The following is a 25,923-nucleotide window of genomic DNA, read 5'->3' as shown; positions in this document are numbered from 1 at the left end:
GGTGCACAGTGGAAGCACCGAACGGAGGCGAGGGACGGGACATGAGGCAGTCGGATGCGTGGCCGGTACGCGTCGGAGTGGGGTTCGTGCGGGCGTGCGCCGTGGCGCTCGTCAGCATGCTGGTCCCGGGCGTGTGGGCCGCCGCCGTGGCCCTGGGCATCCGGTGGGGTGCGAGCAATCCATGGTCCTGGCCGGCGCCGCTGGTGCTGGTCTGCGTGGGCACGCTCGCCCTGTCCCGTCCGGTGTGCCGGGCCGTCCGGCTGCTCGTCGCACGGTGGACGGCCACCGTCGTCCCCGACGGATACCGGCAGGCCGGGCCGGTGACGCAGATGTCCACCGGGTACTGGTGGAACGGCTTCGGCTACGAGCGCACCCGCCGCGACGCGGTGCTGGACCAGAAGTGGCGGGTCCGGTGGGCCGACCCCGCCGTCTGGCGGGACGTGCGGTTCACGCTGGTCGTGCCGTTCACCGCGGGCTTGGCCGCCGCCGTCCCGCCGGCCGCGGTGGCCGCGGCGGCCTGCGCGTTCGTTTCGTCGGGGCCCGCCGCGTGGTCCGTCGGGGTGCTCGGCCTCGTCGTGGCGGCCGTCGCGGCTCCGTACGCCTGGCGGCCTGTCGAACCGGTCGCTGTCCGCTTCCTGGGCCCTTCCGCCGCGATGCGGCTGGCGGGCCGGGTGGAGGAGCTGACCGCCCAGCGGGCGGACACAACTGTCGCCCAGGCCGCGGAGATCCGCCGGATCGGACGGGACCTGCACGACGGGGCACAGGCCCGTCTGATCGCGCTCGGGCTGTCCTTGTCGACGGTGGAGAAACTGATGGAGACCCATCCCGAGCAGGCCAGGGCGCTGTTGCGGGACGCGCGGGCGGGAGCCGCCACCTCGCTGGCGGAGCTGCGCGAACTGGTCCGCGGCATCGCGCCGCCGGTGCTCAGCGAACGCGGTCTCGTCGACGCGGTCCGGGCGCTCGCGCTGGACGTCCCCCTCCGGGTGACCGTCCGCGCCGACGCACCGTTGCACGCGGAGCCGCCGATCGAGTCCGCCCTCTATTTCGGCGTTGCCGAACTGCTGGCGAACGCGGCCAAGCACGCCCGCGCGACCAGCGCCGACGTCTCCCTCTTCCGGGACGGGGGCGGCCTCGTCGTCGAGGTCGAGGACGACGGCCGGGGCGGCGCCGGCGAGCGGTCCGGTGGCGGGCTCCACGGGCTGCGTCGCCGACTGGCGGTCTTCGACGGCAGCTTGGAGGTCACCAGTCCGCCGGGCGGCCCGACCCGTGTGAGGATGACGGTGCCATGCGAATCGTTGTAGCCGAGGACCTCTACCTGCTGCGTGACGGGATGGTCCGCCTGATCGAGGCGTACGGGCACCAGGTGGTCGCGACCGCGGCGACCGGGCCGGAGACGCTCGACGCACTGCGGACCTGGCGCCCGGACGTGTCCGTCATCGATGTCCGTATGCCGCCGAACCAGTCGGACGAGGGACTGCGGGCGGCTCTCGCGGCGCGCACCGAGACACCCGGACTTCCGGTCCTCATCCTCTCCCAGCACGTCGAGCAGCTCTACGCCCGTGAGTTGCTGGCCGACGGCTCCGGCGGTGTCGGCTACCTCCTCAAGGAGAGCGTCTTCGACGCCGACCAGTTCTTCTCCGCTCTGGAGCGCGTCGCGGGCGGCGGGACCGCCATGGACCCGGCCGTCATCGCCAAGCTCCTGGCCGGTACGGCGCCGAACCGGGAACTGGAGGGGCTCACCGACCGCGAGCACTCCGTGCTGGCCCTCATGGCCGAAGGGCTGTCCAACCAGGCCATCGGCCGCCGTCTCTTCCTCAGCGAGAGCGCCATCAGCAAGTACACCACCTCCCTGTTCGGCAAGCTCGGCATCTCCGACGACGGCGACACCAACCGCCGCGTCCGCGCCGTTCTCGCCTACCTCAACCAGCATCGTGACACCGGCCGGGCCCGGCGAGAGGCCCCGCGAGGGCGGCCCCGCAAGGGCCTCGCACCCGGGCGGGCGGCCCTGCACCCGGGCGGGCGGAGCGGCGGTGGAGCGGCGATCATGGAGGGGCCCCTCAGCACCGCCGTCAACGGAAAGGACCACGATCACGTGATGCGCACAGTGACCCTTCCCTCCGGTGCTCGGGTCCCGGCCCTCGGGCAGGGCACCTGGCACATGGGGGACGACCCGTCCCGGCGCGCCGAGGAGCTGGACGCGCTCCGCACCGGCATCGATGCGGGGATGACACTCATCGACACGGCCGAGATGTACGGCGGCGGCGCCAGTGAGGAGCTGGTGGGCGAGGCCGTCGCGGGCCGCAGGGACGAGGTGTTCCTCGTCAGCAAGGTCCTTCCGTCGCACGCCGACCGGCGCGGCACCCTCCAGGCGTGCCGTGCGAGTCTGCGGCGTCTGGGCACCGACCGCATCGACCTGTATCTGCTGCACTGGCGGGGCGGCGTGCCGCTGGCCGAGACGGTCGAGGCGTTCGAGGACCTGGTACGGGAGGGCAGCATCCGCCACTGGGGGGTGAGCAATCTGGACGCCGACGACCTCGCCGACCTCCCCGCGGGCGCGGTCCCGGCCACCGACCAGATCCTCTACAACCTCACCCGCCGCGGCCCGGAGTACGACCTGCTGCCCCGTTGCCGCGAACTGTCCGTGCCCGTGATGGCCTACTCGCCGGTGGAGCAGGGCCGGCTGCTCGGCCATGAGGCGCTGCGCGCGGTCGCCGACGCGCACGGTGCCACGCCCGCACAGGTCGCACTGGCGTGGGTGCTGCGCCACGAGGACGTCATCGCCATCCCGAAGGCGGCCTCCCGCGCCCATGTCGAGGAGAACCGCGCGGCGGCCGACCTCACCCTGACCGACGAGGACCTGGCCGCGCTCGACGCGGCGTTCCCGCCCCCGACCCGCAAGCAGCCGCTGGAGATCCTGTAACCCGCACGCCCGGCACCCGCACGCCCCGCCCGAGCGCGAGTCACCAAGGCCGCGCCGTCCGGAGGCGGGGCCCCGGGTGCCGGGCGGCCTCCGGCGGCCCCGCCGGTGGATATTCGGTGGCTGCCACAGCCCCGGTCACGCGACGCTGGGCGCCGTGACGAAGCGACCCACCCATGAGATACGGGCCCTGTACACCCCGACCACGGTCACCGTCTACCAGGCGTACGCGCCGCGGCTCGGTCTGCCGGCGGCCCGGGACGGGCGGTTCCCCGCCGCATGGAAGCGGGACCGCATGACCTGGATCAAACCGTCCTTCCTGTGGATGATGTACCGCTGCGGCTGGGGCACCAAGCCGGACCAGGAGACGGTGCTCGCCGTCGAGATCAGCCGCGAGGGCTTCGAATGGGCGCTGCGGCATGCCTGTCTGACGCATTACGACGCGGCCCGTCACCCCGACCACGCCACCTGGCGGCGCCGGCTGCGCGAGTCACCCGCCCGGGTCCAGTGGGACCCGGAGCGGGATCTGCACCTGCGCCCGCTGGAGCACCGGTCCCTCCAGCTGGGCCTGGCGGGGGAGGCCACTCGTCGCTACGCCGACGAGTGGACGGTGTCCATCGCGGACGTCACCCCTCTCGCGCACCGGGTGCGTGTCGCGGTCCAGGAAGGCGACCTGGCGGAGGCCCGTGCCCTGCTGCCGGAGGAACGCCCCTACCCGGCGGGCCCGGAACTGCTCGGCCATCTGGCCGGCTGAGTACGCCGCCGTGGGTCAGTCGATGAAGAAGTTCCAGAAGGCGCCGATCTCCGTGTCCGAGACCGCCAGGATGCCGAAGTCGCAGACGTAGCCGTCCCGCTGTGCGTCCACCCCCGCGAAGCAGGAGAGGGAGAAGCCGTCGCGGTACCAGTGGGGATCGGTGCCGCCGCTGAGGTCCTCGGCGTTGGTGGCGTACTCCGCGTCGGGGCCGAACCGGGCCAGCAGGGTGCGGGCCGCCGACCACAGCCTGCGCCGCCGTACGGGGCCGGACTCGCCGGGCGGCCGGGGCCCGCCGAAGGGGGCGGCGGTCCAGTGCAGTGCGGTCAGTTCCACCGCCGCCTCGTGGGTCAGCAGCTCCAGATGGTGGTCGAGGTGGTGCGGCTCCAGCCGGTCGAACGGGTAGTACGGGGAGCTCCGGCCGCGCTCGGGCCACCTGGTGTGGGCTTCGGGCAGCCAGCCGCGCGGGTCGCGGGTGCGGAACTGGAGCACCGCCGCGGCGTCCACCAGCCAGTCCTCGTGCCGCCGGGGCCCCACCGCGGCCAACTGGCATCCCAGGGTGAGCAGCGCCTGCCGCCATTCCTGCGGCTCGGGGAGGGAGAGCGGGCCAGCACCGTGCACAAGCATGGCGGCACCCTAACGAGCCGCTGCACGCCAGCCCCTCGTGCGCCAGAGCTTTATGCGCCAGGGCCGTACACCTGGGTCGCACGCCAGGGTCCGTGCGCCGAGCGCCGCACACCAGCCCCCGTGCGACGCCAGTGCCCATACACCCGAGCCGCACGCCAAGCCCCATACGCCAGCCCCACACGCCAGGCCCGTACGCCAAGGCCCGTGCACCAGCGGTGCGGCCCCCGCAGGCCGCCGGGGGCGTTCAGCCCTGCCGCTGCCCCGTACGGCTGCCGGCCGGGAAGGAGCGGGGGCCGCGGCCCTGCGGGGCGAGCACGTCCACCATTTCGGCCAGGTCCTCGCAGGCGGCGGCGATCCGGCGCTGGGTGCTGCGTCTCTCCGCGGTGACCGCGGCCAGCAGCAGGGCGGTCAGCGCGGCGGAGCCGTTGAGGGCCTGGAGGGTGATCATGCCCTCGAACAGGTTCTGCCGCGCGAAGACCCCGGCGGGGTCGGTGGCCGCCCAGGTCGCGCACAGGGACAGGACGGCCGTGCAGACCGCGCCGCCCACCAGTTGGAACCGCAGCGCCGCCCACACCAGCAGCGGGTAGACGAGGAACAGCAGGCTGACGGGGGAGCGGGTGACCACGAGGGCCAGCAGGATCGTCGCCGCGCCGAGTGCGGCTGCCTCGGCGATCTGCGCGGCGTCCCGGGGCCGGCCGGGCCGTCGCAGGGCCAGCAGCAGCGGGGTGACCACGAGGACGCCGACCGCGTCGCCGGCCCACCAGGCCGCCCAGACGGGCCAGAAGTCGTCCGGGGACAGGCCCCCGCCGGCCACCACCATGAAGGTGCCGACGGTGGGGCTGACGAGCATGCCCAGCAGGGCGCCCAGGAAGACCAGGCTGACCCCGTCCCGGAGGCGGTCCACCTGCGCGCGGAACCCGGCGCGGCGCAGCAGCAGGCACGCGAGGACGGGGGAGAGGGTGTTGCCCGCCACGAGTCCCAGTGCCGTCCAGCTCAGCGGGCCCATCCCGGTGACGACCAGCAGGGCGCCGAGTGCGACGCCGGGCCACACCCGCAGTCCGAAGGCGAGCAGACAGGCGACGGCGACGCCGGTCGGCGGCCAGAAGGGGGTGACGGTCGCGCCGGCCACCGTCACCTCCCGCAGCAGGCCGACCAGCCCGCCCGCGTAGTAGCCGAGGGCGATCAGTACGACGCGCAGCGCGTAGCCGGCCAGGAGCCGGACGGTGATGCCGCTTCCGCCGCCGGCCGGCCCCGGGGCGGGGTCCGGGGAGGGTTCCGGGGGCCGGTCGGCCGTCACAGGGGTGCGTGCCACGTCGTTCATCACACAACGCCGGGCGCCGCGTCGGCCGTCCGACACGCCTCCGGGCCGTCGTGGCTGAGCACCAGGACGGCGGCGTCGTCGCTGTGCCCGGTCCGCTCCGCGACCTCCATGACGCGGTCGGCGAGCGTGTCGGGGTCCTCGTGCACCCCGTCGCACAGCACCTGGGCGACCGCGTCCAGGCCCTCCTCCAGGGGGAACCGCGGCCCTTCGACGACCCCGTCGGTCAGCAGTGCCAGCGCGCCGGGCTGGGTGAACCGGTACCGGGTGACGGTGTAGGTCTCGCCCGGCAGTACGGCCAGCGGGAGGCCGATGTCCTCCTGGCCGCGCTCGATGACGCCGCACTCCCCGTCCTCGCGCGCCCACACGGCGCCGGTGTGGCCGGCGCGGGAGGTGCGCACGCTCCAGGTCCGCGGATCGAAACAGAGGAAGAGGCAGGTGGCGAAGAGCGGGTCGTCGGTGGCCGCCAGCAGTTCGTTGGCGGTGCCCAGGATCTCGCCGGGGTCGGCCGCCCCCATCGCGGCGACCGCCCGCAGCACGATCCGCACCTGGCCCATGTAGGCGGCGGCCTCCACGTCGTGGCCCTGGACGTCGCCCACGGAGAAGGCGAGGGTGCCGTCCGAGAGCCGGAAGCCGTCGTACCAGTCGCCGCCGATGTCCAGGCCGCTGCGGGCCGGCGCGTACCGGGCGGCGACGCGCAGCCCGGGTGCGGTCGGCAGGGTGGTGGGCAGCATGCCGCGCTGAAGGGCCTCGGCCAGCTCGACTCGGGCCCGCTGGACCTCGATCTCCTCCCGGACCCGGGCGGTGAGCCGGCCGAGCTGCGAGAGCAGGTCGTCGGCGCTCGCCGAACGGATCTGACGGTGCCGGCCACCCATGCCACGAGGGTAGACGCGGCGGTCCGGCGCCGCCCGGCGAGCGCGTACGAACGGCAGCGGCGCGCACGGGCATCCGGGGGAGCCGCCCCCCAGGCGCCTGGTCTCAGGACAGCCGGCGCACCGAACCCTTGGCGATCTCGCCCCGATCCTTCTCGTCCAGCTCCAGGTGCTCCTGGAAGCGCCCGCACTCCAGGCACACCAGCAGCCGGGTGGCGAACCGTTGCAGGGTCATGCGGTGCCGCAGCCTGAGCAGAAGGCTGCCGCCTTGCTGGGGGTGGCGTTCCACGTCGTGGATCTCGCCCGATCCGCACCCCGGGCACTGCCCCTGCCGCATGTCCGTCACTGTCATGTGCGGCACCCTAACGGGGGAAGCGGCGGCCCTTCCGTGCGGCCGGGGCGGGCCGGGTGCCCAGAGCGGCCAGTGAGAGGGCACCCCATCCCACGGAGACGGCCACTGCCTTGGCGCGGGCCGGGCGCGGCAGCGTCGCACCGAGCAGCACGGCGTCCGAGAGGTCGGCGGCGATCCGCAGCAGGGCGGCGGTCCGCAGCGCGGGGCCTTCGGGCGCCAGCGCGAGGGCGAGCCCGCTGGCCGCGTCACGCACGCCCACGGGCCGCAGTGAGATCAGGGTGTGCTCGCCGGTGCGGCCCTGCTCGTCGGTGAGCCCGGACGGTGCGGCCAGCAGGCGGGGCCGGGCGGTGACGGCGATGCCGTAGGCGGCCGTCGCCATGCCGACCGCCCGCAGCAGTGCGACGCGCATGATGTCCTCCGCGGTGTCCGGTGCCTCGCTCTTCGCCGTGCGTCTCGCCTCCGATTCCCTCCCCCCAACGCCCCCGACGCATGCCGACCGCATCGAACGGCCCGCCTTAGTGCGGGGCGGGGACGTGCCGGCGGTGAGCTCGCCTTTCCCGTACACCGGCCCGGGAGAGGTCGGGCGACCCGGCTCCCAGTGTCGATGGTGGTGTTTCCCTCAGGACCACGGTCGGACGCCAGATCATCCGGGAATGGCGCCCTGGACGCCTCCTTGCCTGAGGAGAACGACCGGCAGCTTGCGCTGACTGTTCAGCCCCTTCGTCACCCGGAAGAAGACGCTGGTCGGGAACGGTAAGTGGTTGACTTGTCGCGCTGGGCAACTTGTATTATGAACCGAAGTATCTTCCGGGTGCCGGTCGTGGCGCGGACTTTGAAGGGCCAAGCGAGGGCGGGGATTGTTCTGATTTCCGACGATGCTGTGCAGCAGCGTGTGCAGTTGGACGGAGCAGGCGGCCATAGAGGCCAGAAAGGACCGGAGACGCTTGCGAGCTCGCGGAGCGACAAGAAACGGGCGGTGAAGTTCCTGACAGAGCAATTGCTGCCCGATACGCAGGCTGCCGGACGTATGGGGGAGGGCGGCGGCAAAGTGGCTCCGTCGTTCCTTGGGCCGCAGGCTCCGGGAGTGACGGCTCTCCAGCCGGATACCGGCCTGCAAGGGCTTTCCGACTGGGCCACAGCGAAAGCGATGTCAGAAGCGCTATCAGTCTGGGAGGCTCAAGTGCTACGCCTGGTGTCCAGGCTGCAGGGGGAGCTGCAGGCGTTGAGGGGCACGAAGAATCTCCTCCAGGAACGTGATATCGCCCAAGGACGGGAAATCGCTGCCGCGCCGGAGAGCAGCTTGTCGGATGAGGGGCGACGGCCCCTGCCCAGTGGGCTCGACCACCTGTAAGTGCGGTTGGGGGGGGGGAGAATCATGCCGCTGGGCTACCAGGACGTGATGAGCGCCGACCTTTCCCAGTTGGTGGATTTGGCCAAGGCATGGCAACACATGGGGGAGCGCTTCGGTGAATTGATGGGCGCTTACGTAAAGCATGTTCCGCGTGCCCTGGCCAACGGTAATTGGCAAGGGGAATCTTTCAGTGCCCACCAGATGAATGCCCGATCCACAGCTTTCGAGTTCGCCGCAGCTGAGACAGAGGCACTGGCAGTCGCCAGCCTCCTGCGCCAGGCTCACGTTGAGCTGACGCGGTTGCGGGAGGTCGTGCGGGATCTTGTTACCGACGCCGAGGACAGGGGCTACGAGGTCGACAGCTCGGGCGTCGCCACCTATGTGGGGTCTGACAAGAAACGAACCGCCGGTAACGATCCCGGTCACTCCGCAGCCTGTGTGGAGGCAGCGCAGGCGTGGACCGACAAGATCGCTAAGGCTGTCAAAGCTGTGGACGAAGCTGACCAGAAGGTGAAGCGGGCGCTCGTCCGCGCTGTGAGTGACCTATCGACAGACGGTGACGGCATCGGCGGTTTCAATGCGCACGCTGAGAGTGACCTGGAAACGGCGGGTTCAGCGCGCCCGACCCGCACAAAGATCGACGGATGGGTCTCCAAGGGTTCTTTCGACGCCACAGGCCCTGGCGCCGACGTCACACTGTCCGGACCCGGCTACGGTAGGCAAGGCATGGCCAAGGCGTATGCCGACCTTTTCCATGTGACGGCGCAAGGCTCGCTCACCCGGGGAGAAATGAAACTGTCCGGAATTGCCGATGCCAACGGAGGCGTCCGAGCGTCAGCGAGTGGCGGGATCACTGAGGCGGGAATCGACGGAACCGCTGAAGTGTCCGGTGGTCTCAGAGCATTCACCGAGGGACGCTTCGAGTCCGATTTCGCAGGCATATATGGTCGGGGCACCGGCTTCACGGGCGGGGAGGCCGGTGCCAACGTCAGCCTGGGGGCTGACGGATTCAGCGCCGGTGGAAAAGCGTTTGCCGGGGGTAAGGTCAGCGCGGCTGGAGGTGCCGAAGCTGGCGGGATAAGCATCGGTGCGACGGGAGAGGCGTGGGCCGGCCCGGGCGTGGAAGCGGACCTCACATTCGGGGAGAAGAATGACGACGGCAAGTTCCATATAGGGGCTGACCTGGGTGCATCACCGATTGTTGGAGGCAAGGTGGGTGCGGAAATCGTCATCGATCCAGGCAAGGTGGCCGACACCGCGAACGATGCAGCCGATGCGGTGGGAGACATGGCCGGATCATTGAAGAAGACCATCACAGGCCTGCTCTGACGCTCGAGAAGGGACTCCACGAAATGCCCACGAGTCTTCCGGTACCCATCACATTCCAACTGCCTGACGGCTGGGGGACGGCGCCCCCGGACAGCGTGGGCGTTTCGGACGTGGCTTTCGTCGCAGTCCATGCGCAGTCTGATGCCGGGTTCACTGCAAATATTTCCATCAGCGGTGAGTATCATCCAGACGATGCCTCGCTGGCCGAGATTGCCGTTGCATCGGTACAACGCATTCGCGCCGTGGCCGAGTCAGTGAAAGTGGTCGACCGCAAAGAAGTCGGGTCATGCGATGTGCCTGGTCTAGCGCAGACGATTTGCTTCTCGGCTGTCGTCGGCGGCGGTCGGCGTGATCTTGTCCAGTCGCAGGTGTATCTGGCCATGCTGGACGGCGACTCGAACGGGCGAGCGGTGCTCCAGCTCACGCTCACCGCGACCGCAGTCCAGTACCCCTCCGTTGTGGAGGGTTTCCAGTCCCTCGTACGCAGCGTGCGCCCGGACACCGGAGCCGCCTCGTGATGCGCTGTCGCCAAAATGAACACGACCGTTCGTACAGCAATGACACCCAATAGGTTGGTTATGGGCTTCTTCGACAAACTGAACGGCACGAAACGCCCCAGCAGTGATGTTCCGCTGCGGTCTGCTGAGGAATTGAAGATCATGCTGCTCGGCCTCAACGGGCCTGAGGTTCCCTACGTGGTGCGCTACGGCGCCGGGGAGGGCGCGCACCTGGTGGCGGAATGGCGGCTGACGGAGCCAGCCTGGCAGTCGTTCTTCGCCCGCACTCGGCTGAGCCGCCGCATCCGGATCCGTATGCGCCTCGTTCCCGCTGACAACGAGGTGCGCGCGCTCGAGGAGCAATGGAAGATCCAGTGGGTCGAAGGTGTCCCGGTGTCGAAGGAGTACGGGCGCGGGCCGGTCAATCAGAAGTCCTTCCGGTGGACGATCGGGCGGAAGGAGGACGGTGGCGGCCTCGAAGTCACGGAGGACTTTCGGTTCGACAGCGGGGAGCTGAAGGAACCTCTTCGGAACACCGTTCTCCAGGCCGGTTGGACCTGGCGCGGAGTGACGCTCGGCAAACTGTGAGAAGCGGTCGTCCCTGCCCTTGGCTGTCGGCTCGCATCATGATGTGACAGCTCTGTTGGTCCTCAGGACGTGCTCCAGCAGTGGCCGGTTCGTGTGAAAAGTGGGGGAATCGGCAGCCGTGTGCCCCTTGCTCACCCGGGTGGGGGTGTCCGGACGCATGACCGGTTTTCGCGGGGCGGGGGAGTGCGGCCAACTCGCCCCGTACGTACGGTAGTCGCGCGCATACTTGCCGCATGCATGGTGAGCGGGACAGCGATGCCGACAGTGACGAGGTGCCGGCCTACCGGACGATCCGGGTGGCACCCGTCGTGGAGCCCGTGGCGGCGATGGCGGACGAGGAGGCGTGGCGGGCACGCGAGCGGTACCCGGTGCTGATGGGCTTCCGGCCCGTCTTCGGTGTCGCCCGGGAACGGCAGGAGGGCGGCTGGCAGCTGCTGCCGTCCTTCGGCGCGCCCACCCCGCAGACCGCGCGGGACTCGCTGGCCTCCCACTTCCGCCGCCGCGCCCACGAGGCCGAGGAGGCGGGCGAGGCGGAGACCTGCGCGGCCTGCCGGGCGGCGGCCGAGCGCCTCGACTGGGAGCCGCTGGACGAGCTGACCGTCCTGGGCGACCGGTACCGCGTGGTGCGCGCCGAGAACGTCATCCGTGCCGGGCGTGACGGCCCCGAGCCGCCGCGCCCCTCCGACCCGGACCCGGCCGAACCGGGGGCCGGCGGCCGGCTGCCCGACCGTACGGAGGGTTTCGTCCTCGACACCGTCATCCCCACCGGCCCTTCCGAGGGTGTCCTCAAGGCGGAACTGCTCGCCCTCGCGCACCGCGAGGGCGACCCGCCGCAGGTCCGCGCGGACGCGCGCAGAGCCGCCGTGACGCATCCGGGCGGGGTGCTGCTGCCACCCGCGTTCCTCTTCGCGGAGCAGGAGGGCGGCGCCTGGCGCTCGGAGACGGGTGACAGCGGCACCCCGCAGGAGGCCCGCGACGCGCTCACGATGCTGCTGCGGGTGCTCGCGCCCGCCATGCAGGGGCTGGACGAGGAGACCCGCGCCGTCTACAAGGAGGCAGCCGACCGGCTCGACGCCGAGCGCGGCGTCGAACTGAGCTTCGCCGGACGCCATCTGCGGCTCGTCCGCGTCGAGCGGTTCGTCCGGATCGGCCCCGACGGTCCGGAGGGGCCCCGGCCCAGTGACTACGACCCGGACGAGCCGGTGATGGTCCAGGACCAGCGGCTGCGGGCCGAGGGCGGTCTGGTGGAGGACGACGAGGACGAAGAGGAGCAGGACCCGGAGTTCGCGGCCCGTGTGGAGCTGCTGCGGCGGCTGAGCGAGGAGGAGATCGCCCGCAGAGGACGCAAACGCGCCAGATGAGGGCACTTCCGTGGCGCTGCGGGAGGGAAGGCGCGGGCCGCGCCCGTCCCGCCGGGCGCGGCGCCCGCCCGGGTCAGGGGCGCGGGGCCGTCACCGCGGACGGGGGCGCCCCCGCCTCGGAGCCCTGCTCCGTCTCCCCGCTCCGGTCGGCGGGCCGTGCGTTCCCCAGCCGGGAGCGGCGCCGCCCGTAGCAGGAGTAGAGCACCAGGCCGATCGCGACGAAGACGGCGAACTGGATCCAGGTGAGCAGCGGCAGCCCGTACATCAGGTAGAGGCTGAAGGCGACGCCCAGCAGCGGCGCCACCGGGTAGAACGGCACCCGGAAGCGGCGCTGGAGGCCGGGGTGGGAGCGGCGCAGGGCGAGGACGCAGATGTTCACCACCGCCATGATCGCCAAGGTGCCGATCACGGTCATGTCCAGCACCACGTCCAGCGGGACGACGGCGGCGGGCACCGCGAAGACGACGGCGACGATCCAGGTGTTGGCCACGGGGGTGGAGGTCTTGGGCGAGATGCGCTCGAAGACCTTGGGCATCAGCCCGTCGCGGGACATCGACATCAGGATGCGGGTCTGCCCGTACATCACGGCCAGTACCACCGAGGCGATGGCGACCACCGCGCCCAGCGCGATGACGGTGGAGCCGAAGGTCGAGCCGGTGGCGTGGTTGACGATGAGCGAGAGCGCGGCGGGCTTGCCGCCGACCTGCTCCCACGGCATCGCGCCGAGTGCCGCGACGGACACCAGGCAGTACAGCAGGGCCACGCAGCCGATCGTCACCAGGATGGCGAGGGGGATGTTGCGGCGGGGGTTCTTGACCTCCTCGCCGGCCGTGGAGATGGCGTCGAATCCGATGAAGGAGAAGAACGCCAGCGAGGCGCCGGCGCCGATGCCGCCGATGCCCGCGGGGGCGAAGGGCATCAGGTTGCCGGCCTTGAAGGCGGTGAAGGCGATGGCGCAGAACAGCACCAGGATGCCGACCTTGATGACGGCCATCGCCGCCGTGGCCCGTGCGCTCTCCCGGATGCCCCGCACCAGCAGGACGGCGGCGAGCAGCATCACGATCACCGCGGGTACGTTGACGATGCCGCCGTGCCCCGGTGCGTCGGCCAGGGCGGAGGGTATGCGCCAGCCGACGGTGTTCTCCAGCAGTTCGTTGAGGTACTGCCCCCAGCCGATGGCCACGGCCGAGACGGAGACGCCGTACTCCAGCAGCAGGCACCAGCCCACGAGGAAGGCGGCGCGCTCCCCGAGCGAGGCGTAGGTGTAGGAGTACGAGCTGCCGGAGACGGGGATGGCGCCGCCCAGCTCGGCGAAGGAGAAGGCGGTGAACACGCAGGTCAGGGCCGCCAGGAAGAAGGAGACGATCACCGCGGGGCCGGCCTCGGCCACGGTGTCGGACAGCCCGACGAAGATGCCGGTGCCGACGATCGCGCCGATGCCGAAGCACACGAGCTGGAACGGGCCGATGGTGCGCTTGAGGCCGTGTCCCTCCAGATCGGCGCCGGATTCGGCGACCAGCTGTTCGGGGGACTTGAGGCGCAGGCCGGTGCGGGGCATGGGGGGACTTCCGTAACAGTGCGGGGGTCGTGCACGGGTGGGCGCGAACGCCCACAAGGAAGGGTCCGGGCGGTGGCCCGGACCCTTCGAGGCTTACTCCATCGTAACGGCCGTTTATGCATGGTCCCTCGTTTATGCGTATGACTATGCACACACGCCCGGCCGGCTGACCACGGACACACCGGCCGGGCGACCCCGGTCGGTGATGCGCACACGCCCGCCCCTGCCGACGGGCTCCGTCACCTCAGCCGAGGGTGGCGACCAGCACCGCCTTGATGGTGTGCATCCGGTTCTCCGCCTCGTCGAAGACGACCGAGTGCTCCGACTCGAAGACCTCGTCGGTGACCTCCAGCGAGGTCAACCCGTGCCGCTCGTGGATCTGCCGGGCCACCGCCGTGCCCAGGTCGTGGAAGGCGGGCAGGCAGTGCAGGAACCGTACGTCCGGGTTGCCGGTGGCGCGCAGCACGTCCATCGTCACCGCGTACGGCCGCAGCAGCGCGATCCGCTCGTCCCACACCTCCTGCGGCTCCCCCATGGAGACCCACACATCGGTGGCGAGGAAGTCCGCGCCGCGCACGCCTTCCTCGATCTGTTCCGTAAGGGTGATCCGTGCCCCGGTGCCCTCCGCCAGCTCGCGGGCCTGTGCGATCACCGGCTCCTCGGGCCACAGCGAGCGCGGCGCCACGATCCGGACGTCCATGCCCAGCAGCGCGCCCGTCACCAGGTAGGAGTTGCCCATGTTGTTGCGGGCGTCGCCCAGGTAGGCGTACGACAGCTCCTCCAGGGCGCGGCCCCGCGGCGCGTGCTCGGTCATCGTGAGCACGTCCGCCAGCATCTGGGTGGGGTGCCACTCGTCGGTCAGCCCGTTGTAGACGGGCACCCCGGCGTGCGCGGCCAGCTCTTCGACGATCTGCTGGCCGCTGCCCCGGTACTGGATCGCGTCGTACATCCGGCCCAGCACGCGGGCGGTGTCCTTGACGGACTCCTTGCTGCCCAGGTGCGAGCCGGACGGGTCGAGGTAGGTGGTGCGGGCGCCCTGGTCGGCGGCGGCCACCTCGAACGAGCAGCGCGTCCGGGTGGAGGCCTTCTCGAAGACGAGGGCGATGTTCCGGCCGCGCAACCGCTGGTGGTCGCTCTCGGTGCCGGTCCGCTTCTGCTCCTTCAGTTCGGCCGCGAGCGAGAGGAGGCCGCGGAACTCCTCGGGGGTGAGGTCCAGCTCCTTGAGGAAGTGGCGGCCTGAAAGGTCTGCTCCCATGGTGCTCCTTGCTCGCGCTGCCTTCGCTGTCGCCCGCAATTGTATACAGTCCCACGAATCTCTATGCGAGTTGCCCCGGGGCGGCATCTGCCCGGCCCCGGCCCGCCCGCAGGCCGGGCTCACCCCACCGGGTCACGTTCCACCGGGCAGCTCATGCACCGCGGCCCGCCGCGGCCCCGCCCCAGTTCGCTGCCGGGGATCTCCACCACCTCGATACCCTCCCTGCGCAGATGGGTGTTGGTGGTCATGTTCCGCTCGTAGGCCACCACCACGCCCGGCCGCACCGCCAGCACGTTGCACCCGTCGTCCCACTGCTCGCGCTCCGCGGCCCGCACGTCCTGGGTGGGCGTCAGCACCCGGATCCGGTCCAGGCCCAGCGCGGCGGCGATGGCCCGGTGCATGTGCTCCGGCGGATGGTCGGACACCTTCAGCTCCGGCCCGCCGGCCCCGTCCGGGCCCGGCTCGATGGTGTACGAGCGGAGCATCCCCAGCCCCTCGTACTGGGTGAACGTCTCCCCGTCGACCATCGTCATCACCGTGTCCAGGTGCATGAACGCCCGCCGCTTGGGCATGTCCAGCGCCACGATCGTGCGCGCCGAGCCCCGCGCGAACAGCCCCCGGGCCAGCTTCTCGACCGCCTGCGGCGTCGTCCGCTCGCTCATCCCCACCAGCACCGCGCCGTTGCCCAGCACCAGCACGTCCCCGCCCTCGATCGTGGACGGCGAACCCGACGCGCCCCCGGCCCAGGTGTGGAAACCCCCGGACGCCGCCTCGGCCGCGAACAGCGGATGGTGCCGGTAGACGGCCTCGAAATGGACGGTCTCGCGCTGCCGCGCCGGCCACCGCATCGCGTTGATGCACACCCCGTCGTAGACCCAGGCGGAGGTGTCGCGGGTGAACAGGTGGTTCGGCAGCGGGGCCAGCAGGAAATCGTCCGCCTCCATCACGTGGAACCGCACCGAGGCCGGCTCCGCGCAGCGCTCCAGATACTCCCGCTTGGTCATACCGCCGATCAGCGCCTCGGTCAGCTCGGCGGTCGGCATCCGGTCGAAGGAGTCCCGCAGATGACCGGTGGCCAGCGGCCCGTACTCGCGCTCGTCGAAGACCCGGTCCAGGACCAGCGCGCGGGCCGCGGGCACCTCCAGCGCCTCCGCCAGCAGGTCGGCGAACAGCAGCACCTCGACCCCGAAGGAGCGCAGCGCGCCGGCGAACGCGTCGTGCTCCTGGCGGGCGCGCCGGACCCACAGCACGTCGTCGAAGAGGAGGTCGTCCTTGTTGGTGGGGGTGAGCCTCTTCATCTCTAGGCCCGGCCGGTGCACGATGACGCGGCGCAGCCGCCCGGTCTCGGAGTCGACATGGAATCCCATGCGCTCATCCTCGCGGAGCACCCCCGCACCCGCGAGGATCCGGACACGGCCGTCAGACGTCAGCCGGGCCCGGCCCCGCCGCCCGGCGCAGCGCGGCATCCAGCGCGGCGATCCCGTCGGGACCCACCCGGCAGCAGCCGCCGACCAGGCGTGCGCCGCGCGCCACCCAGCCACGGGCCGCCGACGCCGAGAACGACGGCGCCCCCGTCCAGGCGGCCCGCTCGGCGTCCCAGCCCTCACCGCTGTTCGGGTACGCCACCAGCGGCAGGCCCGGACAGGCGTGCGCCGCCGCCTCCAGTGCCGCCTCCACCTCGCCGGCCTCGCAGCAGTTGACGCCGACCGCGATGACCTGCGGATCGTGTGCCGCCACGGCGAACGCCTCCGCCAGCGGCTGCCCGGCCCGGGTGCGGCCACCCGCGACCGTGTAGCTCAGCCACACCGGCACCCCGCAGCCGTCCGCCGCCCGCAGCAGCGCCTCGGCCTCCACCACGTCGGGCACCGTCTCCAGCGCGAGCACATCGGGCCCGGCCTCGGCCAGTGCCTCGATCCGCGGCCGGTGGAAGGCGGCCAGCTCCGCCACGTCCAGCCCGTACCGGCCCCGGTACTCGCTGCCGTCCGCCAGGACCGCGCCGTACGGGCCGACGGACGCGGCCACCCACACCGGCCCGGCCGCACGGGACGCCGCCCGGCGGGCCAGCCGTACGCTGCGGCCGAACAGCTCCCGGGCCCGGCCGGGCGGCAGCCCGCGCCGGGTGAACCCCTCGAAGGACGCCTGATAGCTGGCGGTGATCAGCACGCGTGCCCCCGCCGCCAGATACGCGGCGTGCGCCCGCTCGATCTCCCCGGGTGCCTCGGCCAGCAGCCTGGCCGACCACAGCTCGTCGGCCAGGTCGTGGCCCTGGGCCTCCAGCTGGTTGGACAGTCCGCCGTCGAGCAGGACCGGACCGGCCCCGAGCGCCGCGGCGAGCGGAACCGGGCCGCCGCCCCCGGCCGAGGAGGCGGCGGCCCGGTCCTGCCCGGGCCCGGACGGACGCGGTGTCACGCCAGCTTGGCCTGCACCTGGTCGGCGATCAGCGCCAGGTGGTCCAGGTCGCTCAGGTCCAGGATCTGGAGGTAGATGCGGGAGCTGCCCAGCTCGCCGTACCGGCCGATCTTGTCGACGACCTCCTCGGGGGAGCCGGCCAGACCGTTCTCCTTGAGCTCGTCCACCTCCCGCCCGATGGCGGCGGCACGGCGGGCCACCTCGGCGTCGTCCTTGCCGACGCACACCACCAGCGCGTTGGAGTACACCAGCTCGTCCGCGTCCCGGCCCCGCTCCGCGGCGGCGTCACGGACCCGGTCGAACTGCCGCTTGCTGTCCTCCAGCGAACCGAACGGCACGTTGAACTCGTCCGCGTACCGGGCGGCCAGCCGGGGGGTGCGCTTGGCACCGAAGCCGCCGATCAGCACCGGGATGCGCTCCTGGTACGGCTTGGGCAGCGCCGGGGAGTCCTTGAGCTGGTAGTAGGTGCCCTCGTAGTCGAACTTCTCGCCCGAGGGCGTCTCCCACAGCCCGGTGATGATCGCCAGCTGCTCCTCCAGCCGCCCGAACTTCTCCTTCGGGAAGGGGATGCCGTAGGCGGTGTGCTCGTCCTCGTACCAGCCGGAGCCCAGCCCGAAGTCGACACGCCCGCCCGACATGGCGTCCACCTGCGCGACCTGGATCGCCAGGGTGCCCGGCAGCCGGAAGGTGGCGGCCGTCATGAGGGTGCCCAGCCGGATGCGGCTGGTCTCGCGGGCCAGCCCCGCCAGCGTGATCCAGGCGTCGGTGGGGCCGGGCAGACCGTCGGAGTCGCCCATGGCCAGGTAGTGGTCGGAACGGTAGAACGCGTCGAAGCCGAGGTCCTCGGTGGCCTTCGCGACCTTCAGCAGCGTGTCGTAGTCGGCCCCCTGCTGGGGCTCGGTGAAGATTCGCAGTCGCATGCCCCCCATCTTGCCTTCCGGGGGCCCGGTGCGGCCCGGCGCCCTCACCGCGCAGTCGGTCCGGGTGCGGCTCGGGTGGTGCCCGGCGGGCGGGCCGGTGCGATGCCGAGGGGGGCTGCGGGCCTGCGCGGGGGCGCCGGCCGGTGCTCGTCTCCGCGCTGGTGGGGTGCGCGAGCGCGACAGCGGCGGTCACCGGCCGGCTCGCCGTCCGCCTGTCCTCGCCGTACGCCTGTTCCCGCCGTACGACGCGGGCCGGAAGCTCCGCGACTGGGGCGTGGCGCGCGCTTCGCCGGCCCGGGGGGCCGGGCTCCGGCATGACGGCACGCGGCGGCGGCACCCCGGCCCACGCCTGCACCCGGCGGTGGTGCGGCGGTCCACATCTGCACCCGGCGGTGGTGCGGCGGTCCACGCCTGCACCGGGCGCGGCATGGCCTGCCGCCACTGCGTCGGCTTCGCCGCCGAGGCGCCCGCGGGTCTTGCCGGTGTCACCGCCGTGACGGCCGGTGCCGCCTGGGGAACCGTCCCGTCAACGGTGAAGCCCCGCTCGGCACCGCGGCCGTCGGCGCGGTGGTCGAGGGGGCGGGCTGCGAACCCCGCACCGACCCGGAGCCCGGTGCGGCCGAGGCGGTGCCCCGCCAGGCGAGGCTGCCGCGTTGCTAGGCGAGGCTGCCGCGTTCGCGCATCGACAGGGTGCGGAGGATCGCGGTGACCCGGTCACCCGATTCGTCCGCCGCGTCGATGGCCTCCATGCACTGCCAGTAGAGCGTCTCGTCCTCGGCGGTGACGGCGACGCCCACCAAGGCCACCCCCGCCTCGCCCAGCAGGGCGCCCAGGTCGTCGAGTGTGCGCCGCGGATCGTCGATGGCCGAGAGCTGGGCGGCCCGCAGACCGCCCGCACGCGGCGCCGTGTGGTGGCGGGAGCCGCCGGCTCTGGTGCCCACCTCGCTGAGCCCCAGCGCCTCCGACCGCACCGCCGGAGGACCGCTGACCGCGAGATGGCTGCCCACCGCGACGGCCAGCGCCTGGGCCTGCCAGGCCTCCGTCACGACGTCGGCCACGTCCGCACTGAGCGCGAGAGCCTGGCGCGTGGCGGCGATGAGCCGTACCGCATCCATCTGCTTCCCCCTCACTGGTCGCTACCCAGCGTGACTGTCAATGGCCAGCTCCGCCAGGGGGTTTCGGAATTTTGTGGATAAAAAGGGTCGTGTGAAGAACTCCGTCACTCCATAGAGTGACCGGTTCCGGGCCTCGGGAAACGCGTTTCGTTCCTCTCGATCTTTGCTTCCAGCGCGGAGAGCGGATCGACCCCCACCACATGGCAGAACTGGAGCAGATACGCGAGGACGTCGGCGACCTCGTCCTCCACCCGGCCCGCCGACTCCGGGTCCGCCATCACCCGCTCCGACTGCTCGGGAGTCAACCACTGGAAGATCTCCACCAGCTCGGCCGCCTCGACGCTGAGCGCGGCGGCGAGGTTCTTCGGCGTGTGGTACTGCCCCCAGTCCCGTTCCGCCGCGAACCGGGCCAGCCGCTGCTGGAGCCCGGCGATCGTCACAGGGGTGCTGTCGTACGTGTCGTCGTGCATCTCGTTCACGACGCAAGGTCTACCAGCCGTCCCTGAGCGGCGGCCCGGCAGCCGTTCCGGCGGCGGACCCCGCCGCGGCCGTACCCGGGGCGGCCCCGGGGTGCCGTCCGCGGAGTGGGGCTCGCCGAGAGCACCTGGCCGTCCGTGCCGCCCGCACCGACGGCGCCCACCGTCCCGCCGGTCTCCGGTGCCGCAGTCATGCCGGGGACCGTATGCGGCGCTTGCCGGGCGAACCGTTCCCGCACCTGACCGTTCGTCCGATCGGAGGAGGGTGGCGAACCGGAGCGACCGGCGCCGTACCGGTCGGTATGTAGTGATCCCCGGGTGTGCGGCGGCCGTGCGGGTCTACGCTGATCCCTCTCCCTGACACCCTGTGCCGTGAGCCCGAAAGGGGAGGAATGTGCCCGCTGCGAAGCAGGCCGAGCTGGTGCTGGTGCACAGTCCGCTGACCGGCGACGTGCTGTGGCAGCCGGTCGCCGGCGCGCTGCGCGCACGGGGCCGGACCGTCACCGCTCCGGCTCTCGGCGGCACCCTCGACGGCGCGGGCCCCCACTATCCCCTGCTGCTCGCCGCCGCCGAACGCCAAGTCCCCCCGGGCCCCGGCCACATGCCCGTGGTGCTGGTGGGACACGGCGGTGCCGGACCGCTGCTGCCCGCGCTGGGCCGGCGGCTCACCCGGCGCGAGCGCGGCCCCCGCACCGTCGCGGGCTCCGTGTACGTGGACGCGCAGTGGCCGCACCCCGGCCGCAGCTGGCTGGAAGCGGTGCCGGCCGACCAGGCCGCCTGGCTGCGCGGGCTGGCCGCAGGCGGGCGGCTTCCCCCGTGGGACACCTGGTACCCCGAACGGGAACTCGCCGACGAGGTGCCCGACCCCGACCTGCGCGCCCGCTTCCGCGCCGGTCTGCCCCGGGCGCCGCTGGCCTACGCCGAGGAGCCCGCCCCGGAGGCGGAGCCCGACCCCGACCGCACCCGCACGGCCTATCTGCGGCTGAGCCCGCAGTACGAGGAGACCGCCATCCACGCCGAGTCCCTCGGTCACCGCGTACTGCGCCGCACCTCGCACCATCTGAGCCCGCTGACCGATCCGGAGGGCACCGCCGACGCACTGGAGAAGCTCGCCGTGCGCTTCACCGACCGCGCCGCCTGACGGTCCCCGGGACCGCGCCGTACGGTGGAGACGTGTACGCGAGGAGGCGCCGACGCTACTTCGCGCTGATGGCGGTCTGCCTGGTGCTGTTCGTCAGCGCGTGGGCCTTCGTGCGGCTGTGGTCGGTACCGGCGGCCATCGCCATGTGTGTGGTCGCGATGGTGATCCCGCCGGTCGCCGCGATCATCGGCAACCGGCGCGAGCCCGACGACCGCTGGTGGGACGAGCCCCCGGACGGCGACCCCGGCGACGACACGCGGGATGGTGGCACGCGGGGCGGCGGGCGTCGCGGTGACGGCCCGCGCCGGTGAGTGCCCCGCGTGTCGTCCCGGGGGTCGGCTCCGGTGACGGCTCGCCCGGGCGGCCACCGAACTCGGGCGACCACCGAACCTGCCTTGTGCCCGTACTCGAACCGCTGTCTTGCGTGGTGCCCCGCCGCAGGTCGTCGCGTACGGCTCACTGCCCGCCACCGCCGCGTGCCGTGCGCGCCCGGTGGGCGGCCACCCGGGTGCGGGTGGCGCACGTGCGCGAGCAGTAGCGGCGCGGTACGCCAGGACCGCCGCCGAGGAAGAGGCGGCGGCAGCCGGGGGCCGCGCACTCGCCCCAGTCGATGCCGCCTCGCTCGCTCAGCAGCCGCGCCAGGGCGAGCGCCCCGGTGGCGGTGAACCAGTCGGCCCAGCTCGCGTCGTCGCCGCGGTCCACGTGCAGGTGCCAGGCGTGCCCGTCGTGCCGGCTCAGCCGGGGGCGGGCGCCGCACCGCGCCAACAGGTCGTTGAGCGCGGCGGCGGCACGGTCGGTGTCGTCCTCCGTCAGGACCCGGTCCGTCAGCTCGGCGACCGCCGCACGCAGCGCGTTCGCCTCCGCCTGGTTCAGGCTCGCCAGATCCCGCTCGCTCTCCCCGTGCCGGGCCAGCACGGCGGCCAGCGCGTCCCGGGGCAGTTCCGGATCCTCCCGCACGGCGTTCGCCAGGTCGATCAGGCGCTCTCCCGGCCGGAATCCGCCGGGGAGCTGCGTACTTGGCACCATGTAACGCATCATACGGATGAAGCGTTACGGTGGCGAGCGGCCGAGCGGCCGAGCGGGCGGGCGGACAGGCGGGAGGGACAACCATGCGGGCATATCTGACGACGGCCTTCCTCGCACGGCTCGCCGACGAGGGCGTGGCCGTCGCCCTCGCCCTGCTCGCCCTGGACCGTACGGGCAGTCCGGCACCCGGTGCCTTCCTCCTCACCGCCTGGCTGGCACCGCACGCGGTCGCCGCCCCCGTGGTGGGCGCCCTCGCCGAACGCGCCCGGCGCACGCGGCTCTTCCACGGCTGCGCGCTCGCGCTCTTCGGCGCCGCCATCGCCACCCTGGCCCTCACCGTGGGCCGCGCCCCGATGGTGCTCACCCTCGTGGTGGCGCTGCTCGGCGGCAGTGCGGGGCCCGTCGTCACCGGTGGACTCTCCGGCCTGCTGGCCACCTTCACCCCCGATGGCCCCGACCGCACCCGCGCCTACGCCCTGGACGCCAGCACCTACAACGCCGCCGGCGTGCTGGCACCGGCGGCCGTCAGCACGACTGCGGCACTGCTCGCGCCCGGCCCGGCCACCGCACTGCTGGCCGCCTCGGCGACGGCCGCAGCACTGACGACCACCGCCCTGCCCACCCCGCACCCGACGGCCGCTCCGCACTTCACGGCCGGTGAAAGCTCCACTGCCGGTGAAAGCCCGACGGTCGCCCCGGACCCGGGTGCCGGTGAAAGCCCCACAGCCAGAAGGCACCCGACTCCCGGACCTCCTCGGACGACCGGACTCCGTCGTACGACCGGGCGCCGTCGAACGGACGCGCCGCGTCCCACGGCCCCGCCGCTCGCCCGGAAGGCAGCCGCCGACACTCCCGGGCCGCACCAGGAAGCCGACTCGGCGCAGGGCCCCATGACCGATGCGGCGCAGGGCTCGGTGACCGCTTCCGGGTCGGCCCCGGGAACCGACGCCGTGTCGGGCCGGGCCCTCGTCGCCGAGTCGGGCGTGGGAGCCGAAGCCATATCGGGCCGGGAGCCCGCCGCCGAGCCGGGGCCGAAAGCCGCCTCCATTCCAGGTGCGGGAGGAGCCGAGGCCGCGTCGAGCCCGGGGTCTGCCACCGAGCCGGATCTGGAAGTCGGGACTACGCCGGGCAAGGAGATCGATGCCGCGTCCGTCCGGGCGCCCGCCGCCGGGTCGGGTCCGGGAAGCGACGCCATGTCGGGTGCGGGAGCCGAAGCCACACCGGGCCCGGAGTCCACCGCCGAGTCGGGCCGCAGAACCGACCCCACGCCGGGCAAGAGGACCGGCCCCACGCCGGGCAAGGGGAACGGCCTCACGCCGGGCAAGGGGACCGGCGCCACGTCGGCGCCGGACCCCGCCGCCGGGCCGGGCCCGGAAACCGACGCTCCGTCAGGTCCGGCCACCGGTGCCGTCGCGCGCCCCGGCGGTGGCTTCCGGGGGCAGCTCGCCGCGGGCGTGCGGGTGCTGTGGCGTGTTCCGGCTCTGCGGGCCGTCACCGTCGCGACGTGTGTCGCCTTTCTCGGTCTGGGCGGACTGCCCGTCGTGGCGGTTCTGCTGGCGGCGCAGCGGGGGAGCGCCGACGGGGGAGGGGCACTGCTGACCGCGTTCGCGGTGGGCGGCCTGGCCGGTGCGCTCGGTCTGGCCCGGTGGCGCGGCGCGCCGGAGCCCCGCCGGCTCGCCCTCGGGAGCCTGCTGGCCACCGCGGTCGCTCTGGCCGGCGCCGCCGCCGTGCCGTCCTTCCCGCTGACCGTGGCGCTGTTCGCCCTCGCGGGGCTGGGTGACGGCCCCCTGCTGACGGCCACGCTGCGGTTGCGCGCCGACCACGCCCCGGCCGCCGTGCGCACCCAGGTCTTCACCCTGGGCGCGGGGCTGAAACTGACCGCCGCAGCGGCGGGTGCGGCCCTCGTCGGTGTTCTCGCCCGGCTGCCCGCCGCCGGTCTGGTGCTGGCCGTCGCGGCCCTCCAACTCCTCGCCGCGCTGCTGCTGCGGCTCCTCGACCGCCGGGCCCGTGCCACCCGCACGCGACCCGTCCCGGACCGGGGAGGAGAACAGACCGCGGGCGGCATTGACGGGTGATCGTCACGGGTGATGATCTGTGCGCGGCACCGGGAGCGAGGAGGCAGCGTGCGGATCGTCGTCGTGGGAGCCGGGATAGTGGGAGCCGCCGCCGCGTACGAGCTGGCGAGGGCCGGGGCGGAGACGGTACTGGTCGACGCCGCGCACGAGGGCCGGGCCACCTCGGCGGGCGCCGGCATCATCTGCCCCTGGACCAACAGGGACAAGGACCCGCTCGCCACCACCGGGGCCGCCCACTATCCCGAACTCCTCGCGGCGCTCGCGGAAGACGGCCAGGGCGACGTCGGTTACCGCAAGGTCGGGGCCCTGGTGCTGCTGCCGCAGGACGCGGCCGAGGCCGCCCGGGTGCGTGACAGGGTCACCGCCCACGTGGCGGCAGCTGCCCCGCACGCGGGCGAGGTGACCACCGTGGACGCCGCCGAGGCCCGCCGCCTCTTCCCCGCGCTGGCCCCGGGGGACGGCCACCCGGACGGTGCCGCGCCACCCGGCGCCGGCCATGACGGCGGCTTCTCCGGCACCGCGCTCCACCTCTCGGGCGCTGCCAGGCTGGACGGCCGCAGCATGCGGGACGCGCTCGTGGCGGCGGCCGGCCGGCACGGGTTGCGGACCGTCACCGGTACGGCCGAACTGGAGGCCGACGGCGGCCGGGTGCGCGGGGTGCGGGTCGCCGGTGAACTCCTCGGCGCGGACGCGGTCGTCGCGGCGGCGGGTGCCTGGTCGCCCGCGCTGCTGGAGCCGCACGGGGTACGCGTGCCGGTCGTTCCGCAACGCGGTCAGATCGTCCATCTGCGGCTGCCCGGTGCCGACACCGCCCACTGGCCGGTCGTCCTGCCGCTCACCGGCCACTACCTGCTGACCTTCGACGACTCGCGGGTCGTCGTCGGCGCCACCCGCGAGGAGGGGACGGGCTTCGACCACCGGGTCACTGCCGCCGGGCTCGCCGAAGTCCTCGGTCACGCGCTGGCGGTGGCGCCGGGGCTGGCCACCGCCACCCATGTGGAGACCCGCGTCGGGTTCCGCCCGGCGTCCCCGGACGGCCGTCCGCTGCTGGGCGCCGTGCCCGGGCTCGACGGTCTCGTCGTCGCCAACGGCCTGGGCGCCGAGGGCCTGACCGCCGGTCCCTGGACGGGCACTCTCGCCGCCCGCCTGGCGCTCGGCCGTCCCGTGCCCCTCGACCTGTCGCCGTTCGCCCCCGACCGGCCCATGACCCCCGCGCCCTGACCCGCGGACCGTCCACGGCCCGACGGACCCACCCCACGGGACCCACGGACCCCGTGGGTACGACGGATCCACCACCGGGCCCACGGACGGCCACGGGTCTGGCGTCCGCCATGGGTCCCGCGACCCCCCACCGGTCCGGCGTCCGCCACAGGTCCCGCGATCACCGCGGGCCCGGCGACCGCCGAAGGGGCGCCGCGGCAGGCAAACGGGCGCGGCCCACGGACGCCGCGGCAGACCAGCGGGCGCAGGCAGACCGGCGCGGGCATCGGCGGACCACCGGACGTGCGGGCAGCGGGAGTGGGCGGACCACCGGACGTGCCGGCAGCGGGCATGGACGGGCCACCGGACACCTCGGCAGGCCGCAGGAACCGCCGTGCCCCGCTCGTGGCCGATCGCCCGCCCGCCCGTCCGCCCGCCCGCCGTGCGGACGGCGCCCGCTCCGCGCGTACAGAGGCGGGACGGCGCGCTGCCGTGGCGCCGTCCCGCCCCCAGCGCCGCCCGCCCCCCACGGCCACGCAGGGGTGCGCCCCGCCGCCGGGTACGCGACCGCGGCACAGCGTGGTGGCACCCCGTGCCCCGCGCCCACCACGGCCCACCACCGCCCGACGCCCCCGGCACCGCACCGCCTGCGGAGCGGCGAGAGCGCCGACCCGGCGAAGTCCGGCCAAGTCCTTAAGTCCTTATGTCAGGACGAAGTCTTGACAGTGTTCGCTGCTGCCCCGCACGCTGAGCCGACGACACCGTCAGCCACGACACCGTCACTC

26 protein-coding genes and 1 pseudogene are annotated in these 25,923 nt (G+C 73.1%); 13 read left to right on the top strand and 14 right to left on the bottom strand.

The window, feature by feature from the left end:
- The first annotated feature begins 41 nt into the window (after positions 1-41).
- The 4 genes and pseudogenes from IO40_RS0103180 (at position 42) to IO40_RS0103165 (ending at position 3,671) form a co-directional block, all read left to right on the top strand.
- Positions 42-1,301 (top strand): sensor histidine kinase, encoded by a 1,260-nt coding sequence (locus IO40_RS0103180; protein ID WP_016470407.1) that lies wholly within the window; start codon positions 42-44, stop codon positions 1,299-1,301.
- Positions 1,286-1,924, top strand: a pseudogene (locus IO40_RS0103175) (response regulator transcription factor); the annotation flags it as partial. The gene IO40_RS0103180 and the pseudogene IO40_RS0103175, both read left to right, overlap by 16 nt.
- A gap of 120 nt (positions 1,925-2,044) precedes the next feature.
- Positions 2,045-2,920: an aldo/keto reductase gene (locus tag IO40_RS0103170; protein ID WP_329811759.1), complete on the top strand. Its 876-nt coding sequence runs from the start codon at positions 2,045-2,047 to the stop codon at positions 2,918-2,920.
- 154 nt (positions 2,921-3,074) lie between these two features.
- Positions 3,075-3,671: a DUF4291 domain-containing protein gene (locus tag IO40_RS0103165; protein WP_033228351.1), complete on the top strand. Its 597-nt coding sequence runs from the start codon at positions 3,075-3,077 to the stop codon at positions 3,669-3,671.
- A 15-nt stretch (positions 3,672-3,686) separates the two neighbouring features.
- On the opposite strand, the gene IO40_RS0103160 is transcribed toward IO40_RS0103165, so the two are convergent.
- From IO40_RS0103160 to IO40_RS0103140, 5 genes are all read right to left on the bottom strand, one after another.
- Entirely contained in the window at positions 3,687-4,295 is a 609-nt protein-coding gene (locus IO40_RS0103160) for a hypothetical protein (protein WP_016470411.1), read from the bottom strand.
- A 244-nt stretch (positions 4,296-4,539) separates the two neighbouring features.
- A complete protein-coding gene (locus IO40_RS0103155) occupies positions 4,540-5,616 on the bottom strand; it encodes an MASE1 domain-containing protein (protein ID WP_078616177.1) in 1,077 nt (358 codons plus the stop codon).
- Positions 5,616-6,488 carry a PP2C family protein-serine/threonine phosphatase gene (locus IO40_RS0103150; RefSeq protein ID WP_016470413.1) on the bottom strand — a complete coding sequence of 291 codons (873 nt, stop codon included), beginning with the start codon at positions 6,486-6,488 and terminating at the stop codon, positions 5,616-5,618. Before IO40_RS0103150 ends, IO40_RS0103155 begins: the two co-directional genes overlap by 1 nt.
- A 103-nt stretch (positions 6,489-6,591) precedes the next feature.
- Positions 6,592-6,837, bottom strand: coding sequence for a hypothetical protein (locus tag IO40_RS0103145; RefSeq protein ID WP_016470414.1), 246 nt, complete (start codon positions 6,835-6,837; stop codon positions 6,592-6,594).
- 10 nt (positions 6,838-6,847) lie between these two features.
- Complete coding sequence (locus IO40_RS0103140; protein WP_016470415.1) at positions 6,848-7,246, bottom strand: hypothetical protein; 399 nt, start codon at positions 7,244-7,246, stop codon at positions 6,848-6,850.
- Between the two features lie 381 nt (positions 7,247-7,627).
- Between IO40_RS0103140 and IO40_RS0103135 the strand changes: the two genes are divergently transcribed.
- The 5 genes from IO40_RS0103135 (at position 7,628) to IO40_RS0103115 (ending at position 11,963) form a co-directional block, all read left to right on the top strand.
- Positions 7,628-8,188: a hypothetical protein gene (locus tag IO40_RS0103135; RefSeq protein ID WP_051894398.1), complete on the top strand. Its 561-nt coding sequence runs from the start codon at positions 7,628-7,630 to the stop codon at positions 8,186-8,188.
- Positions 8,189-8,212: 24 nt separating this feature from the next.
- Complete coding sequence (locus tag IO40_RS0103130; RefSeq protein WP_016470416.1) at positions 8,213-9,517, top strand: hypothetical protein; 1,305 nt, start codon at positions 8,213-8,215, stop codon at positions 9,515-9,517.
- 110 nt (positions 9,518-9,627) lie between these two features.
- The gene (locus tag IO40_RS0103125; protein WP_308103081.1) at positions 9,628-10,035 is read left to right on the top strand and encodes a hypothetical protein; all 408 of its coding nucleotides are present in this window, start codon (positions 9,628-9,630) and stop codon (positions 10,033-10,035) included.
- Positions 10,036-10,095: 60 nt separating this feature from the next.
- Positions 10,096-10,602 (top strand): hypothetical protein, encoded by a 507-nt coding sequence (locus IO40_RS0103120; protein ID WP_016470418.1) that lies wholly within the window; start codon positions 10,096-10,098, stop codon positions 10,600-10,602.
- Positions 10,603-10,835: 233 nt separating this feature from the next.
- Positions 10,836-11,963, top strand: coding sequence for a DUF5954 family protein (locus tag IO40_RS0103115; RefSeq protein WP_030405709.1), 1,128 nt, complete (start codon positions 10,836-10,838; stop codon positions 11,961-11,963).
- Positions 11,964-12,036: 73 nt separating this feature from the next.
- Here the strand turns inward: IO40_RS0103115 and IO40_RS0103110 are convergent, their stop codons facing one another.
- The 8 genes from IO40_RS0103110 to IO40_RS37480 form a co-directional block, all read right to left on the bottom strand.
- Positions 12,037-13,521, bottom strand: coding sequence for an amino acid permease (locus tag IO40_RS0103110; RefSeq protein ID WP_030405710.1), 1,485 nt, complete (start codon positions 13,519-13,521; stop codon positions 12,037-12,039).
- 244 nt (positions 13,522-13,765) lie between these two features.
- On the bottom strand, positions 13,766-14,776 hold the full coding sequence (gene argF / locus IO40_RS0103105; RefSeq protein ID WP_031174811.1) for an ornithine carbamoyltransferase: 1,011 nt from the start codon (positions 14,774-14,776) through the stop codon (positions 13,766-13,768).
- A gap of 119 nt (positions 14,777-14,895) precedes the next feature.
- Positions 14,896-16,143 (bottom strand): arginine deiminase, encoded by a 1,248-nt coding sequence (locus IO40_RS0103100; RefSeq protein ID WP_016470422.1) that lies wholly within the window; start codon positions 16,141-16,143, stop codon positions 14,896-14,898.
- Positions 16,144-16,195: 52 nt separating this feature from the next.
- On the bottom strand, positions 16,196-17,185 hold the full coding sequence (mmuM, locus tag IO40_RS0103095) for a homocysteine S-methyltransferase (protein ID WP_016470423.1): 990 nt from the start codon (positions 17,183-17,185) through the stop codon (positions 16,196-16,198).
- Positions 17,182-18,105, bottom strand: coding sequence for an LLM class F420-dependent oxidoreductase (locus tag IO40_RS0103090; RefSeq protein WP_031174810.1), 924 nt, complete (start codon positions 18,103-18,105; stop codon positions 17,182-17,184). Before IO40_RS0103090 ends, mmuM begins: the two co-directional genes overlap by 4 nt.
- Positions 18,106-18,761: 656 nt before the next feature.
- On the bottom strand, positions 18,762-19,220 hold the full coding sequence (locus IO40_RS0103085; protein ID WP_016470425.1) for a DUF6099 family protein: 459 nt from the start codon (positions 19,218-19,220) through the stop codon (positions 18,762-18,764).
- 104 nt (positions 19,221-19,324) lie between these two features.
- The gene (locus tag IO40_RS0103080) at positions 19,325-19,690 is read right to left on the bottom strand and encodes a nucleotide pyrophosphohydrolase (protein ID WP_016470426.1); all 366 of its coding nucleotides are present in this window, start codon (positions 19,688-19,690) and stop codon (positions 19,325-19,327) included.
- Between the two features lie 5 nt (positions 19,691-19,695).
- Positions 19,696-19,890, bottom strand: coding sequence for a hypothetical protein (locus tag IO40_RS37480; RefSeq protein ID WP_135567315.1), 195 nt, complete (start codon positions 19,888-19,890; stop codon positions 19,696-19,698).
- Between the two features lie 200 nt (positions 19,891-20,090).
- Here IO40_RS37480 and IO40_RS0103075 point away from each other — a divergent pair, with 200 nt between their 5' ends.
- Entirely contained in the window at positions 20,091-20,837 is a 747-nt protein-coding gene (locus IO40_RS0103075; RefSeq protein WP_016470427.1) for a hypothetical protein, read from the top strand.
- Between the two features lie 32 nt (positions 20,838-20,869).
- Positions 20,870-21,148 carry a DUF3099 domain-containing protein gene (locus tag IO40_RS0103070; protein ID WP_016470428.1) on the top strand — a complete coding sequence of 93 codons (279 nt, stop codon included), beginning with the start codon at positions 20,870-20,872 and terminating at the stop codon, positions 21,146-21,148.
- Positions 21,149-21,293: 145 nt separating this feature from the next.
- On the opposite strand, the gene IO40_RS0103065 is transcribed toward IO40_RS0103070, so the two are convergent.
- Positions 21,294-21,872, bottom strand: a complete 579-nt coding sequence (locus IO40_RS0103065) for a CGNR zinc finger domain-containing protein (protein ID WP_016470429.1) — start codon at positions 21,870-21,872, stop codon at positions 21,294-21,296.
- A 74-nt stretch (positions 21,873-21,946) separates the two neighbouring features.
- Here IO40_RS0103065 and IO40_RS39620 point away from each other — a divergent pair, with 74 nt between their 5' ends.
- Complete coding sequence (locus tag IO40_RS39620; protein ID WP_051719230.1) at positions 21,947-23,938, top strand: MFS transporter; 1,992 nt, start codon at positions 21,947-21,949, stop codon at positions 23,936-23,938.
- A 48-nt stretch (positions 23,939-23,986) separates the two neighbouring features.
- Positions 23,987-25,159, top strand: coding sequence for an NAD(P)/FAD-dependent oxidoreductase (locus IO40_RS0103050; protein ID WP_016470431.1), 1,173 nt, complete (start codon positions 23,987-23,989; stop codon positions 25,157-25,159).
- The last annotated feature ends 764 nt before the right edge of the window (positions 25,160-25,923 follow it).

This window comes from Streptomyces albus subsp. albus (genome assembly GCF_000725885.1).
Taxonomy (GTDB): domain Bacteria; phylum Actinomycetota; class Actinomycetes; order Streptomycetales; family Streptomycetaceae; genus Streptomyces; species Streptomyces albus.
The sequence above is the reverse complement of the archived record's forward strand: the minus strand, read 5'-3'. Positions and strand labels throughout refer to the sequence as shown.